Annotated in this window: 15 protein-coding genes; 5 read left to right on the forward strand and 10 right to left on the reverse strand. The window is 47.7% G+C overall.

The window, feature by feature from the left end:
• Positions 1-25 precede the first annotated feature (25 nt).
• Together B0D95_RS05180 and B0D95_RS20535 are read left to right on the forward strand one after the other, a co-directional pair.
• Positions 26-778 (forward strand): dienelactone hydrolase family protein, encoded by a 753-nt coding sequence (locus tag B0D95_RS05180; RefSeq protein WP_078042894.1) that lies wholly within the window; start codon positions 26-28, stop codon positions 776-778.
• Between the two features lie 133 nt (positions 779-911).
• Positions 912-1,067, forward strand: coding sequence for a hypothetical protein (locus B0D95_RS20535; protein ID WP_168172403.1), 156 nt, complete (start codon positions 912-914; stop codon positions 1,065-1,067).
• Positions 1,068-1,127: 60 nt separating this feature from the next.
• On the opposite strand, the gene thrH is transcribed toward B0D95_RS20535, so the two are convergent.
• Positions 1,128-1,745, reverse strand: a complete 618-nt coding sequence (gene thrH, locus B0D95_RS05190; protein WP_078042896.1) for a bifunctional phosphoserine phosphatase/homoserine phosphotransferase ThrH — start codon at positions 1,743-1,745, stop codon at positions 1,128-1,130.
• Positions 1,746-1,917: 172 nt separating this feature from the next.
• Here thrH and B0D95_RS05195 point away from each other — a divergent pair, with 172 nt between their 5' ends.
• On the forward strand, positions 1,918-2,640 hold the full coding sequence (locus B0D95_RS05195) for a phosphoadenylyl-sulfate reductase (protein ID WP_078042897.1): 723 nt from the start codon (positions 1,918-1,920) through the stop codon (positions 2,638-2,640).
• Between the two features lie 131 nt (positions 2,641-2,771).
• Here the strand turns inward: B0D95_RS05195 and B0D95_RS05200 are convergent, their stop codons facing one another.
• The 8 genes from B0D95_RS05200 to B0D95_RS05235 form a co-directional block, all read right to left on the reverse strand.
• A complete protein-coding gene (locus tag B0D95_RS05200; RefSeq protein WP_078042898.1) occupies positions 2,772-4,034 on the reverse strand; it encodes a tetratricopeptide repeat protein in 1,263 nt (420 codons plus the stop codon).
• 70 nt (positions 4,035-4,104) lie between these two features.
• The gene (locus B0D95_RS05205) at positions 4,105-4,524 is read right to left on the reverse strand and encodes a biopolymer transporter ExbD (RefSeq protein WP_078042899.1); all 420 of its coding nucleotides are present in this window, start codon (positions 4,522-4,524) and stop codon (positions 4,105-4,107) included.
• 42 nt (positions 4,525-4,566) lie between these two features.
• On the reverse strand, positions 4,567-4,977 hold the full coding sequence (locus tag B0D95_RS05210) for a biopolymer transporter ExbD (RefSeq protein ID WP_244904443.1): 411 nt from the start codon (positions 4,975-4,977) through the stop codon (positions 4,567-4,569).
• A 97-nt stretch (positions 4,978-5,074) separates the two neighbouring features.
• Positions 5,075-6,040 carry a MotA/TolQ/ExbB proton channel family protein gene (locus B0D95_RS21055; protein ID WP_149867866.1) on the reverse strand — a complete coding sequence of 322 codons (966 nt, stop codon included), beginning with the start codon at positions 6,038-6,040 and terminating at the stop codon, positions 5,075-5,077.
• 83 nt (positions 6,041-6,123) lie between these two features.
• On the reverse strand, positions 6,124-6,612 hold the full coding sequence (locus B0D95_RS05220) for an energy transducer TonB (protein WP_141229355.1): 489 nt from the start codon (positions 6,610-6,612) through the stop codon (positions 6,124-6,126).
• A gap of 463 nt (positions 6,613-7,075) precedes the next feature.
• Entirely contained in the window at positions 7,076-7,852 is a 777-nt protein-coding gene (locus tag B0D95_RS05225) for a ferredoxin--NADP reductase (RefSeq protein WP_078042902.1), read from the reverse strand.
• Between the two features lie 21 nt (positions 7,853-7,873).
• Positions 7,874-8,800, reverse strand: a complete 927-nt coding sequence (locus B0D95_RS05230; protein WP_078042903.1) for an electron transfer flavoprotein subunit alpha/FixB family protein — start codon at positions 8,798-8,800, stop codon at positions 7,874-7,876.
• A complete protein-coding gene (locus B0D95_RS05235; protein WP_078042904.1) occupies positions 8,797-9,546 on the reverse strand; it encodes an electron transfer flavoprotein subunit beta/FixA family protein in 750 nt (249 codons plus the stop codon). Before B0D95_RS05235 ends, B0D95_RS05230 begins: the two co-directional genes overlap by 4 nt.
• A 108-nt stretch (positions 9,547-9,654) precedes the next feature.
• On the opposite strand from B0D95_RS05235, the gene B0D95_RS05240 reads away from it, so the two are divergent.
• Together B0D95_RS05240 and B0D95_RS05245 are read left to right on the forward strand one after the other, a co-directional pair.
• Complete coding sequence (locus tag B0D95_RS05240) at positions 9,655-10,581, forward strand: LysR family transcriptional regulator (protein WP_078042905.1); 927 nt, start codon at positions 9,655-9,657, stop codon at positions 10,579-10,581.
• 8 nt (positions 10,582-10,589) lie between these two features.
• Complete coding sequence (locus B0D95_RS05245) at positions 10,590-12,242, forward strand: electron transfer flavoprotein-ubiquinone oxidoreductase (protein ID WP_078042906.1); 1,653 nt, start codon at positions 10,590-10,592, stop codon at positions 12,240-12,242.
• A 42-nt stretch (positions 12,243-12,284) separates the two neighbouring features.
• On the opposite strand, the gene msrA is transcribed toward B0D95_RS05245, so the two are convergent.
• Entirely contained in the window at positions 12,285-12,923 is a 639-nt protein-coding gene (gene msrA, locus B0D95_RS05250) for a peptide-methionine (S)-S-oxide reductase MsrA (RefSeq protein WP_078042907.1), read from the reverse strand.
• Positions 12,924-12,997: the final 74 nt, after the last annotated feature.

Here is a 12,997-nt window from a genome sequence, read left to right on the forward strand (position 1 = left end):
ATCAACACGCGTTGAGGAGAAAATAATGCTTATCCAGGACCATCAAGTCGACCTGAATACCCCTACTGGCCTGATGCGCTGCTATGTGTATCGCCCCAAAGAGACGAGCGACACAGCCGGTAAAAAATTCCCGGCCATTATTCTCTACTCCGAAATTTTCCAGCAGACCACACCCATTCGCCGCAGCGCGCAAATTATGGCTGGCCATGGTTTTATCGTGATTGTTCCGGAAGTATTTCATGAGTTAAATCCCATCGGCACTGTATTGGGCTATGACGATGCGGGCCGCGATAAAGGCAACGCGGATAAAGTGGCTAAAACCCTGGAGGCGCATGATACAGATACCCAGGTGATGATTGATTACGTGCAAACCCTGGAGTATTACTCGGGCAAGATTGGCGCTATGGGCTTTTGTCTGGGCGGTGGCTTGGCTTATCGCGCTGCGATCAATCCTGCTATTGCAGCAACCAGTTGCTTTTACGCTACCGATATCCACTCTGGCTTAACACCATCCAACCCCGGCAATGAGAGCCTGACCCGCACCGGTGAAATTAAAGGGGAGTTGCAGATGATTTGGGGTAAGCAAGACCCGCACATTCCGCCTGAGGGACGTGCAAAAGTGTATGCCAACCTGGTTGCGAAGGGAGTGAACTTCACTTGGCATGAGGTTAATGGTGTGCATGCTTTTATGCGCGATGAAGGGGAACGATATGATGCGGAGTTACAGCTGTGGGGTTATCAAACAGCGATTGGCATGTTTAAGCGCGTACTTTATTAGTAGAAATCAGTGACAAAGGAGGTGTCACGCTACAACTCAAGCATAATATTTGTAACAAGATCACTATATGATCGTCCAACTAGAGCGGGTATTGAACGAAACGTTAAAACACCTGATTCACGTTGGAGTTACTATGAAAATACCAACTCAAAAGAACAACAAAATCCTGACTGAACTGGTTATTGGTGCAGTGATTGTTATCCTCATGAAAGGAATGTTTTTGTTGGGCGTTAGTGCCACAAAACAGCAGTGGGCACCGCCCTTAATAGAATTCAATCAGCAACAATAAAAAAGGGGCAATCATGTGAATGATTGCCCCTTTTTTGCGTTGTAGCTATTAAAGCGCTAATTACAAGCTCAATTCACGGTTACTAGCTTTGATGAATTCTTTCTTCAAATCTTCGTAAGTGTGAACTGCCGGGAATTGCGGGAACTGCTCGATTACGTTTTGCGGTGCGTGGAACAGAATACCTTGGTCTGCTTCACCCAGCATTGTGGTATCGTTGTAGGAATCGCCTGCGGCAATTACGCGATAGTAAAGTGTTTTCAGTGCCAGTACCGACTGACGTTTCGGGTCGCGCTGACGCAAGGTGTAACCGGCAACCATGCCGCGCTCATCGATATTCAAACGATGGCACAGGAGTGTGGGGAAACCGAGTTGACGCATCAGTGGTTGTGAGAATTCGTAGAAAGTGTCGGACAGGATAATCACCTGAAAACGCTCGCGCAGCCAATCCACAAACTCAACGGCGCCGTCGAGTGGTTTGAGGGTAGCGATAACATCCTGGATTTCTTTCAAACCAAGGTTGTGCTGCTCCAGAATGCGAATGCGTTGCTTCATCAATACATCGTAATCAGGAATGTCGCGGGTCGTGGCTTTGAGTTCTTCAATGCCGGTTACTTTCGCGAATTCAATCCAAATCTCCGGAACCAATACACCTTCCAAATCCAGGCATGCAATTTCCACGACAACCTCCAAAACGGTTAATAATTAAGCGGTTAAGACCCAATAAGTGGCGGCAATCTACCCTTTTTGCCCTGCTAAAGCAAACCCGAATACCGCGCATTGCTTGGGCTGAAGGTGGCGCCTCTGGTATCCTTGCCTACTCTTAAAAAAGAATGACCGTGAGTAGCCCGCCATGACTGATAACCAAATCAATCTTGTTGACCTTGAAGCCAAGTTGCAGCAGGAAAGTCCGCAAAAAATCATTAAATACGCCCTGAATCAGTTCGAGAATATCGCGATTTCATTCAGTGGCGCTGAAGATGTAGCCCTGATCGAAATGGCCCGCAATTATCGTCCCGATGTACAAGTGTTTTGTCTGGATACAGGCCGTTTGCACGCCGAGACCTATCGCTTTATTGAGAAGGTGCGCAAGCACTATGGTATTGCGATTGACGTGATCTCACCCGATGGTGATGCCGTGCGCAAGCTGGTGCAGGAAAAAGGCCTGTTCAGCTTCTATGAAGATGACCACAAAGAATGCTGCGGTATTCGTAAAATCGAACCTTTACGCAAAAAACTGCTGACAGTAGATGGCTGGATTACCGGTCAACGCAAAGATCAAAGTCCGACTCGCGCAGAAATCCCGGTCATTCAGGATGACAAACTGTTTGCGCGCCCAGGTGAGAAGCTAACCAAATTCAATCCACTGGCCAACTGGTCATCCAAAGAAGTGTGGGATTACATTCGCCTGTGCGAAGTACCCTACAACGAATTGCATGAGCGCGGCTTCATTTCCATTGGTTGCGAACCTTGCACTCGCCCCGTTGCGCCTGGACAACACGAACGTGAAGGTCGCTGGTGGTGGGAAGAAGCCACCAAAAAAGAATGTGGATTACATGCAGGCAACGTGAACTAAATACCCTAAACCCAACCCCTGCACATAACAAAACGCCCGGTATAAAAGCCGGGCGTTTTGTTTATGAGGCTATTCGAGTATTAAAACCACCCAACCAACTTCCTTGTCAGCCAGATGGGGGGGACGTAAACCTATTTCGCTTTTGCTGCCTGGATCGCCCAAAGGCGTGACATTAATGCCAAGGGGGAGCTGGACGGAACGGTTTTAAATGCACTGATTGCCTCTTGGGGTTTGTTTAACGCCATATAAGCAATGCCGATATTGATATTTACTTCATCCTGAATCTTGACTCCACCTTTGGCTAAACCGCCTTTAAATGCAGCTATAGCCTTTTCATATTGTCCATGCCCTAAATAGGCTTCCCCAATTTTTATCAGCGCATCGCCTGTGGGTTTTGCTGCAGCCTCTTTTTCAATAGAAGGCAACAATTGCAGATCTTCAGCGGCTTGGGTTCTGGCCATGGCCAGTAATTTCAACTCGCGCTCTTTAGAGTCGCCCTGCCCTAAAATACCTTTATTAAAGCCATCTTCCAGTACCGCTTTGGCATCGCCAGGGTTGGCGACAGCAAGGGACAGCTCAGCCATTTCAACATATTCATTGGCTTGCAAGTACCCGGTACTTTTTACCAGACGTAAGTAGATAATATTTTGGCGATCACTAAAGGATGAGCCAGACAAGAGATAAGTGAACATATCCTGCCAATATTGCTCATTGGGGTAGTGGCTTAACAATTGTTCCAAGGTGGCAATAACAGCAGGCTTTTTGTTTTGTTTGTGCTGGGAACTCATCAGCAATTTCAGCCAATCTTCATCCGCAACCTTGCCTTGCTTTTGTGCGGTATCAATTAAGCGTTGGGTTGCCTGTTCAGCACGGACAAAATCATTTTGCAGATAATAAGCTTGAGCAACCTGATGCATCACTTCCAAGTCATTATTGACTGCTTTTAAATAGCGTTCACCCAACTCTGCTGCTTTGGCATAGTTTTTCAGAGCAAAGTAAATTTGCGACATATTCAGTATGCGCTTGGGCTCTTCTTCCTTTTTAAACTGCCCGGCAGCCAACATTTTTTCATAAACAGCAACCGCACCCGCATAGTCTTTCAAGTTCACCATGCAGTAAGCCAGCATCTCATTGATGATGGTTTCCTCCATAGGGCTCTTATTCTCAATCGCCGCTACCTCTTTGGTTTTGGCTAAGGCTTCCTTCCATTTTTTTGCATCCATTAATTCCCGTGCCTGCTTTAAAGGCTTACCCACTTTGGCACTGAGTTGTTGTGTCTCTGCGGCTTTTGCTGCAAAGGCATATTGGGTGACCAGTGGTGCGACTGCAATACTTGAGCAAATACCCAATAGAGCAACACGCAACAGGCGAATCATTTTTTTATTTGGTTGCATAAAACTATCCACGTATTTTGATTAAATGGAACCTGTTTGAATTAAATGAGTTGGCAGATCAGGCTCATGCCTACTCAAGCTTCTCATTGCCGACAATGCCGATGTTCGTCAGCCCCAAGCGCTGGGCCGTTGCAAGCACTTTTGCTACTACATCATACTTCGCGAGCTTGTGCGGCTTTAAATGCACTTCTGGTTTTGGCTCCATATTTGCAGCATGAAGCATATAGTTTTTTAATATTTCACCATCGCGAATCACACTGCCATCCCAGCGCATGGTTCCATCAAAGTCGACTTCAATATTAATGACTGTTGGCAGTTCAGTCGGTGGTGGTGCATTGGTCACTGGCATATCCATTTTTACGGCGTGCGTTTGAATGGGTAAGGTAATAATTAACATCACAATCAATACCAACATCACATCAATCAATGGTGTGGTATTCATTTCCACCATGACTTCATCATCGCCGCCATTGCCTATATTCATGCCCATGGCATTAACCTCTCTGTAGGTTGTTTGTTAGTGCATTTACGGCTAGCGAACAGGAATGGTAATAAAACCAATCTTGCTGATGCCGGCACGTTGGCAATACAACACCAAGCGTCCTACATGCTCATATCGGCCATTCAAATCGCCGCGAATATGCACTTCCGGTTGCGGGTTAATAACCGCAATGGTTTTTAATTTGGCCAGTAACGCTGCCTTGTCGGCAACACGCGCTTCATTCCAGTAATACTCACCGTCTTTAGTTACGGCGATTACAATATTTTCCGGTTTGGTTTGCGTGGGTGTATTGGAAACGTTTGGCAAATCAACTTGTACTGTTTTAATGACTACAGGAATCGTAATCAGGAAAATAATCAGCATAACCAACATAACATCCACTAGCGGAGTGGTATTGATAGTTGAATTGAGTTGCTCTTCGTCGCCAGAAGAAATATTCATGCCCATAATCTTTTCTCTCTTAAGCAGTGATCTGGCAATTACCTGCGGTTAAGTTGCTGTGGCTAAGTGACCGTGGGTAATTGCGATGAAAGAGATATTATTCAGCGTGACCGCCACGTACACCCATTGCCAGGTTTGCGTGTAAATCACCGGCAAAATTACGCAAGGATTCAGTAATTACTTTGTTACGACGAACCAACCAGTTGTAACCCAGTACCGCAGGTACAGCGACAGCCAAACCGATTGCAGTCATAATCAATGCTTCACCTACAGGGCCGGCTACTTTGTCGATACTGGCTTGACCTGCCAAACCGATTGCAATCAGCGCGTGATAAATTCCCCACACGGTACCGAACAAGCCTACGAATGGTGAACATGAACCTACGGTAGCCAAAAGTGATAAGCCGGTTTGCAATTGACCACTTACACGTTCTACTGAGCGTTGTAATTGCAAGGCTAACCATTCAGCCAATTCAATCTTATCGCCTTTACGTGCAGCATGTTGTTTGGCGGCAAGCATGCCGTCCTCGGCAACGGCGCGAAATGCACTGTCATCTTTGTAGAGTTTCACACCTTCTGACAAATCGCTGCTTTCCCAAAAGCGACGGGTTTTTCTGGCTTGTGATAACAAGCCTTGTTGTTGAATTAATTTAGTGACCAGCACATACCAGGTGGCGGCCGACATGATGATCATAATGATCAAGGTGCCGCGCGCGATAACATCGCCTTGTTCCCACAGTGCGCCTAAACCATATTGGCTATGCGTATCAGCAGTGCTGGCTTCTGCGGTGGTTGCTGCGTTGGCAGCGGCATCGGAAGTGGCAACAGAACTGGTATCGATACTCGCACTCATATCAGCAGTTTCATTCAGGCTATCTGTCGTACTGGTATCAACCGGCGCAGCCGTGGCATCCAATGTTTCTACTGCTGCTGCGTTCACAGGGGCAGCAGTGGTAACGGCGCTATCTGTTGCCTCCTGAGCATAGGCTGAGGATAGAGCCAAGGGCGCCCCCAACAACAACACCATTTGCAATACTAAAGAAGATGAGAATTTAGCGTTCATGTTTAAAATCCTACGTTGAATAACATTATTAATGTGGGTCTGATTTTTTTCGCTGTGCAACATAATCGGTTGCGTACTAACTGCTATTGTTGATCGATTTTGAATCGGAACTTAATGCGATGCCAACAAGCCACTGGCTGGTTTTCCTTGGTGCATGGTTCAAATTTCCACGAGCGAATAGCGTGTTTCAGTGCGGCACTATCCAAGCGCTCAAAGCCGCTACTGCTTTCAATTTTTCCATCGACAACCTTTCCGTCTTCGCGAAGATAAAGTGCTAAACCAACAGCACCTTCCTCACTTAACCGCAGCGATGCTGATGGATAAGGTGGACGACTCAAGCCTTTTTTCGGCGGACGCGGAGGCGTCACTTTTACCTCGACCGGTTTTCTGGAAACCGTAATCGCATTGGCGTTGGTTGGTGCCACATCGGGCGCAAAGTCAATATCCGGTGGCGGCACAAAATCAGGTGGAGGCGGAACAAAATCCGGCGGAGGTGGTGGCGGCGCTTCCGTTTCCGGCGGCGGTGCCTCTTCGATAATTTTTGCATCGATTTGTTGTTTAACAAGATTCATGGCGTCGCTGCCGAGCCCTGATGCCAAACCATAGATGACAGCAACATGGAATAACACAACAAAAATTATTCCGCTGAATCTTTGAGAAAAGGTTTTATTCGCGTTATATGACATAGCCTCAACATCTTCAAAGTGATAAGTTTGAGATGTCAGTTTGCGTGAAGACAGCTATAGAAGGCGAATGACCATTTACGACTAATTAATAAGAATTTTACGTGCGGTGATAAAAAAATTACGCCAAAACTAATGGGGCATAACTAAATCATTGAAACTACGTGGGAAATTTATTTGCGGCGCGTAAAAAATGGTAAATAACTGTTTACGTGTAATTTATGAATTCTACAAATATCAGATACGCTATATTTACGGCATGTTACGGATTTTAAACGGGAGAAAAAACAGAGAAGTCGCCGCGCAAGATAAGGTCGGGTATATCTTTCGCGGCGCGACAGGACGTAGCCATTTATTTTTGGACGAACGCTCGTTCAATAACATAATCACCGGCAATACCAATACGTGGTGAAACCTGCAAACCAGCCTTGTCGAGCAAGGCACAGGTGTCCTCTAGCATGCCTGGACTGCCGCACAGCATGGCGCGATCGTACTCGGGGTTAAGGGGTGGCAAGCCTATATCGCTTAACAGTTTTCCGTTTTCCAGCAAGTCAGTTAATCGCCCTTGATTGGTAAAGGTTTCTCGCGTCACGGTTGGGTAATAGATCAGTTTATTAACAACGTCTTCGCCTAAAAACTCATGCTCAGGGAGTTCTTTGGTAATAAAGTCGTAGTAGGCAAGATCGTTCACTTTTCTAACGCCATGCACCAGAATAATTTTTTCAAACCGCTCATAAATATCCGGGTCTTGAATCAAGCTGATAAATGGCGCCAAGCCTGTGCCGGTAGACAAGAGATACAAATGTCTTGCCGGTTTTAAATCCGACAGCAGGAGTGTTCCTGTGGGTTTACGTCCGACCAGGATTGAGTCACCTACGTTGATGTTTTGCAAACGTGACGTCAGCGGGCCATTGGGTACTTTGATACTGAAAAACTCCAAGTGTTCGGCATAGTTTGGGCTGGCGATACTATAGGCGCGCAGCAGCGGCTTGTTGTCGACTTCCAGGCCGATCATGACGAACTGGCCATTTTCAAAGCGGAAGGATTCATCGCGTGTTGTGGTAAAGCTGAACAAGCTATCGTTCCAATGGGTAACTGATAACACAGTTTGGGTGTTGAAAGCGCTCATTAAAAAATTCCTGTGGTGGCTTTATTGCAAGGCGGCGTTTAATTCGGGCAAGGCACTGAATAAATCAGCAACCAGACCATAGTCGGCATACTTGAAAATGGGTGCATCGGGGTCGTGGTTGATCGCCACAATAACTTTGCTGTCTTTGATGCCGGCGATGTGTTGCATGGCGCCGGAGATACCGACAGCAATATATAACTCGGGGGCGATAATGGTGCCCGTCTGCCCTACTTGTAACTCGTTAGCGGCAAAGCCCGCATCCACACAGGCGCGGGTTGCACCAATGGCCGCGTCCAGCTTTTCTGCCAGCGGGTTTAACAAACTATCAAACTGTTCACCCAGGCTGCGGCCACCGGCAATAACAACCCGTGCCGAATTTAATTCGGGGCGTTCAGAATGGCTGAGTTGCTCGCTTATCCAGCGACTGACAGCGCGTGATGGCGGCACGCTGATCTCCACAATCTGTGCATTGCCATTACGTTCAGCGGCGCGAAATGCCGTGCTGCGCACCGATACAATTTGCACATCTTCATGATTATCGATGTGCGCCAGAATATTACCAGCGTAACTGGGGCGCACGTAGTGCGACGGAGCCTCTATGGCAATCACATCGGTAATCGAGGCGGTATCCAAACGCGCGGCAATTCCTGGCAGGAGGCTTTTACCAAACACACTGTGCGCGGTGAGGATAACGTTATAATCACTGGCGATTGTCATTACCAAATCGGAAACATCTTCAACCAACGGATGCTGCAGGTGATCAGCTTGCGCATGCAATACCTGACGGACACCGGATATTGTGCTTGCCTCTGCAAGTGCTGCATCCAGATCTTTGCCATAGACCAACACATCAATCGCTAACCCCCAGTAGGTCGCCGCTGTGATTGCCTGATAAGTAGATGGTTTCAGGGTTTTACCATCCACTTCTGCCAATACTAATACACTCATACCAACACCTCTGTTTGACGCAATTGTTTTACCAGTTCATTCACGGTCGCAAATTGAACGGCTCCCGGTCTTGGTGCTGGCTCAACAGCGCGAGTGACAGTAAAGCGTGGGCGCAGATCGACCCCCAAGTCATTAGCCGCCAGGGTTTCTATGGCTTTCTTTTTTGCCATCATCAAATTAGGCAACTTGATAAAGCGTGGTTCGTTCAAACGCAGGTCACTGGTGATGACAGCCGGTAATTGCAGGGCGATGGTCTCGGTGCCCTTATCGATTTCACGCGTCACCACAATATGCCCCTCCGCTATCTGTAACGCCGAACTAAAGGTGCCTACACCCATGCCAAGGAGTGCCGCTAACATTTGCCCTGTTTGGCCATAGTCTTCACCCACGGCCTGCTTGCCCAAAAAAATCAGTTGCGGCTGTTCGCGCTCAACAATCACCTTCAGCAGTTTTGCCACGGCAAGCGGCTGTAGCGGTTGATCGGTTTCAACCAGCAGTGCGCGATCAGCACCCAGCGCATAGGCGTGGCGCAAGCTGTCTTTTGCCTCGGCGGAGCCAATGGCGACAGCCACAATCTCGCCCACATGACCGCGCTCCTTCAAACGCACAGCCTCTTCCAGCGAGATTTCATCAAATGGATTGATGGCTTTTTTCACTTGGGCAAGATCAACCTGCCCTGTTTCGGTGTGGATATCGGGTTTTACGTTGTAATCAATCGCGTGTTTAACAGCGACAAGTACTTTCATGGCAGGCTCCCGGAAAAAACAGCAAGGTGGTTGTTGCTGTCCATTCTATTTCGCGCTAGCATATTTGTTAAATTGATAATATATGTTTTATATATTTGTGAAATAGATATGAGATATACACTACGTCAACTTGAGATTTTTGTGGCTATTGCCCGCACTGGAAATGTATCCCGCGCGGCAGAAGTTGTTGCCCTGTCGCAGTCTGCTGCCAGCACAGCGCTTGCTGAATTGGAGCGACAGTTCGATTGCCAGCTGTTTGATCGCAATGGGAAGCTGTTGAAGCTCAATGCCTTGGGTCGGAGTTTGCTGCCCGTTGCAAGCAGCTTGTTAACCCAAGCGGGTGAAATAGAACAGCTGCTGGAGGGAAAATCGGCCCTGGGCGACCTCAAGGTCGGGGCGACGCTGACTATTGGTAATTATTTGGCGATTATGATTATCAGCGAATTTATGCAGCAGCATGCGGACTGCCATATCTCGCTCCAGGTCAAAAATACCCAGGCAATTTTGCAACAGGTTGCCGGTTATGAGTTGGATCTCGGTTTGATTGAAGGCAGTTGCCACCACCCCGACTTAAACGCAGAAACCTGGATTGAGGATGAGCTCGCCGTATTTTGTGCGCCGACGCATCCACTGGCCAAAGCCCAATCGGTTACTGTGAACGACCTGTTACAAGAAACCTGGATTCTGCGTGAACAGGGCTCAGGCACACGAGAAACCTTTGACCAAGCCCTGCGCCATCACCAACCTGACCTCAACATTCGCCTGGAGCTGGAGCACACGGAAGCGATCAAGCGCGCGGTTGAGTCGGGTTTAGGAATAGGCTGTATTTCCCGTCTCGCCCTGCGCGATGCGTTTCGGCGAGGCAGTTTGGTTGAATTACCCGCACCAGAACTGGATCTACGTCGGCAATTTATGTTTGTGTGGCACAAGCACCGCTACCAAACACCAGCGATGGTTACATTTCTGGATTATTGCCGTGCGCTAACAGCAAACCTTCGGCGCAGCGACGATATTAATTTTCCCTCTATTGCTTGAGTGTGTATATGACCCAGCGCGATCAAATGCAGTATGACGTAGTGATTGTTGGTGGTGGCCCGGCAGGGCTTGCGGCGGCAATTCGATTGAAACAACTGGCCAATGAACAACAGCAAGAGCTGAGCGTGTGCCTGCTGGAAAAAGCCGCTGAAGCCGGTGCGCATATTTTATCTGGCGCAGTGATTGATCCTATTGCCTTGAATGAATTAATTCCGGACTGGAAAAATAAAGGCGCTCCTATCACCACCACTGTTCAGCGGGATCAATTCTTATGGCTGACAAAAAATAATCACTACACTATTCCCGCCGCACTCATGCCGCCCCTGATGAGCAATCATGGTAATTATATTGTGAGCCTCGGCCAGGTTTGCCGCTGGTTGGTGACGCAGGCAGAAGAATTGGGTGTGGATGTATTCCCTGGTTTTAATGGCAGTGAAATTTTGTATGGCGATGATGGTGCTGTTAAAGGTGTTATCACCGGTGATATGGGGGTCGCACGCGATGGTACTCATAAAAATACATTTTCTGCAGGAATAGAATTGCATGCGCGCTATACCTTAATCGCAGAAGGAACTCGCGGGTCGCTCACAAAATCGCTGGAGCAAAAATTTAATTTACGCGCAACGGCAGAACCACAAAAATACGGGTTGGGGTTTAAGGAAGTATGGCGTATTGACTCGCGCCAGCATCACGAAGGCACTGTGCTGCATACACAGGGGTGGCCACTGGATAATCACACTGGCGGTGGCGGATTTTTATATCACCTGGAGGATAATAAAATCGCGCTGGGTTTTGTTGTGCATTTAAATTACCGCAATCCTTATTTAAATCCCTTTGAAGAATTCCAACGATTTAAAACCCATCCCGCCATTAAACCCTTGCTGCAAAATGCCAAGCGTCTCTCTTATGGTGCGCGCACAATCAATGAGGGTGGCGTGCAATCGCTGCCGGAATTGATTTTCCCTGGCGGTGCTTTGATTGGATGCTCTGCCGGTTTTGTCAATGTGCCTAAAATCAAAGGCTCTCATAATGCGATGAAATCCGGCATGCTTGCGGCAGAAACTATTATTGCTGCGCTGGCCCATGAACAATTCCAGCCATTATTGACTGACTACCCCAAAAAAATTCGCAGTTCATGGTTATGGAAAGATATATACGCCGTACGCAATATCAAGCCAGCGCTATCGGCGTGGGGAAATATTGGCGGAACCTTGTACGGTGGCGCGGATATGTGGCTGCACTCGCTGGGTATCACCCTGCCCTGGACCTTAAAACATAAACAGGCCGACCATGAAACATTAGTTGCAGCAACTAATGCGCAGCCCATTGATTACCCGGCACCCGATGGAAAAATTACCTTTGATCGATTGGCATCAATTTATTTAGCGAATATCCAACATGAAGAGGATCAGCCAGTCCATTTGGTATTAGGTGATACAGAAATTCCTATCACTACAAATTTGGCTATCTATGCTGCACCCGAGCAACGTTATTGTCCGGCAGGGGTTTATGAAATTGTGGACGTGGATAAGAGCGCGCGTTTGCAGATCAATGCGGATAACTGCATACACTGCAAAGCCTGTGATATCAAAGATCCAACCCAAAATATCACTTGGGTGCCACCGCAAGGTGGTAATGGCCCCTATTACGAGGCAATGTAGAAATGGTTCTTTGAAATACTATATGTGATGAAAGGCTGACGATTACACATCGTCAGCATAACAAACACCGGTGCCGCCCAAACCACAATAACCGCCGGGATTCTTGTGCAAATATTGTTGGTGATAGGTTTCGGCGTAATAAAATTCGCTGGCCGGTAAAATTTCGGTAGTAATATCGCCAATATTTTTCTCATTCAGCGCGGCTTGATACGCTGTTTTAGTGCGCTCTGCTAACTCATGCTGCGCCACATTAAAATAATAAATTCCTGAGCGGTATTGTGTACCGCGATCATTGCCCTGGCGCATACCTTGAGTCGGATTGTGCGACTCCCAGAATAGTTTTAGCAGGGTTTCCAATGATGTTTGTGCCGGATCAAACACTACCAACACCACTTCATTGTGACCGGTTAAACCACTGCATACTTCTTCATAAGTAGGGTTGGGTGTATAGCCAGCCGCATAACCTACCGCTGTTGTGTATACACCGGGCTGCTGCCAAAACTTGCGCTCTGCCCCCCAGAAACACCCCAGTCCAAATAGGATTTGCTCATGGCCAACGGGAAACGGCGGTTTAATCTCCGTCCCCTTTACTGCATGCTTGGAGTCAACCTTCAGGGGCTGCTGTCGCCCTGGTAGCGCTTGTTCGGGGGCGGGCATCTGCATTTTGGTGAGTGAAAACATAACGGGTAACTCCGCTTACTGAGCTTTAAATAAAAACGGTGCCATCAGGCACCGCTCTTGGTTGTTACTTGTGG

Source organism: Cellvibrio sp. PSBB023 (assembly GCF_002007605.1).
Lineage (GTDB): Bacteria > Pseudomonadota > Gammaproteobacteria > Pseudomonadales > Cellvibrionaceae > Cellvibrio.

Excerpts from the sequence above, each read along its gene's own strand:
- B0D95_RS05210 (WP_244904443.1), bottom strand. The coding sequence starts at position 4,977 with ATGAATATTTCTTCTGGCGACGAAGAGCAACTCAATTCAACTATCAAT.
- msrA (WP_078042907.1), bottom strand. The coding sequence starts at position 12,923 with ATGTTTTCACTCACCAAAATGCAGATGCCCGCCCCCGAACAAGCGCTA.
- B0D95_RS05240 (WP_078042905.1), top strand. The coding sequence starts at position 9,655 with ATGAGATATACACTACGTCAACTTGAGATTTTTGTGGCTATTGCCCGC.
- B0D95_RS21055 (WP_149867866.1), bottom strand. The coding sequence starts at position 6,040 with ATGAACGCTAAATTCTCATCTTCTTTAGTATTGCAAATGGTGTTGTTG.
- B0D95_RS05205 (WP_078042899.1), bottom strand. The coding sequence starts at position 4,524 with ATGGGCATGAATATAGGCAATGGCGGCGATGATGAAGTCATGGTGGAA.
- B0D95_RS05200 (WP_078042898.1), bottom strand. The coding sequence starts at position 4,034 with ATGCAACCAAATAAAAAAATGATTCGCCTGTTGCGTGTTGCTCTATTG.
- B0D95_RS05235 (WP_078042904.1), bottom strand. The coding sequence starts at position 9,546 with ATGAAAGTACTTGTCGCTGTTAAACACGCGATTGATTACAACGTAAAA.
- B0D95_RS05225 (WP_078042902.1), bottom strand. The coding sequence starts at position 7,852 with ATGAGCGCTTTCAACACCCAAACTGTGTTATCAGTTACCCATTGGAAC.
- B0D95_RS05180 (WP_078042894.1), top strand. The coding sequence starts at position 26 with ATGCTTATCCAGGACCATCAAGTCGACCTGAATACCCCTACTGGCCTG.
- B0D95_RS05245 (WP_078042906.1), top strand. The coding sequence starts at position 10,590 with ATGACCCAGCGCGATCAAATGCAGTATGACGTAGTGATTGTTGGTGGT.
- B0D95_RS05230 (WP_078042903.1), bottom strand. The coding sequence starts at position 8,800 with ATGAGTGTATTAGTATTGGCAGAAGTGGATGGTAAAACCCTGAAACCA.
- B0D95_RS05195 (WP_078042897.1), top strand. The coding sequence starts at position 1,918 with ATGACTGATAACCAAATCAATCTTGTTGACCTTGAAGCCAAGTTGCAG.
- B0D95_RS20535 (WP_168172403.1), top strand. The coding sequence starts at position 912 with ATGAAAATACCAACTCAAAAGAACAACAAAATCCTGACTGAACTGGTT.
- B0D95_RS05220 (WP_141229355.1), bottom strand. The coding sequence starts at position 6,612 with ATGAATCTTGTTAAACAACAAATCGATGCAAAAATTATCGAAGAGGCA.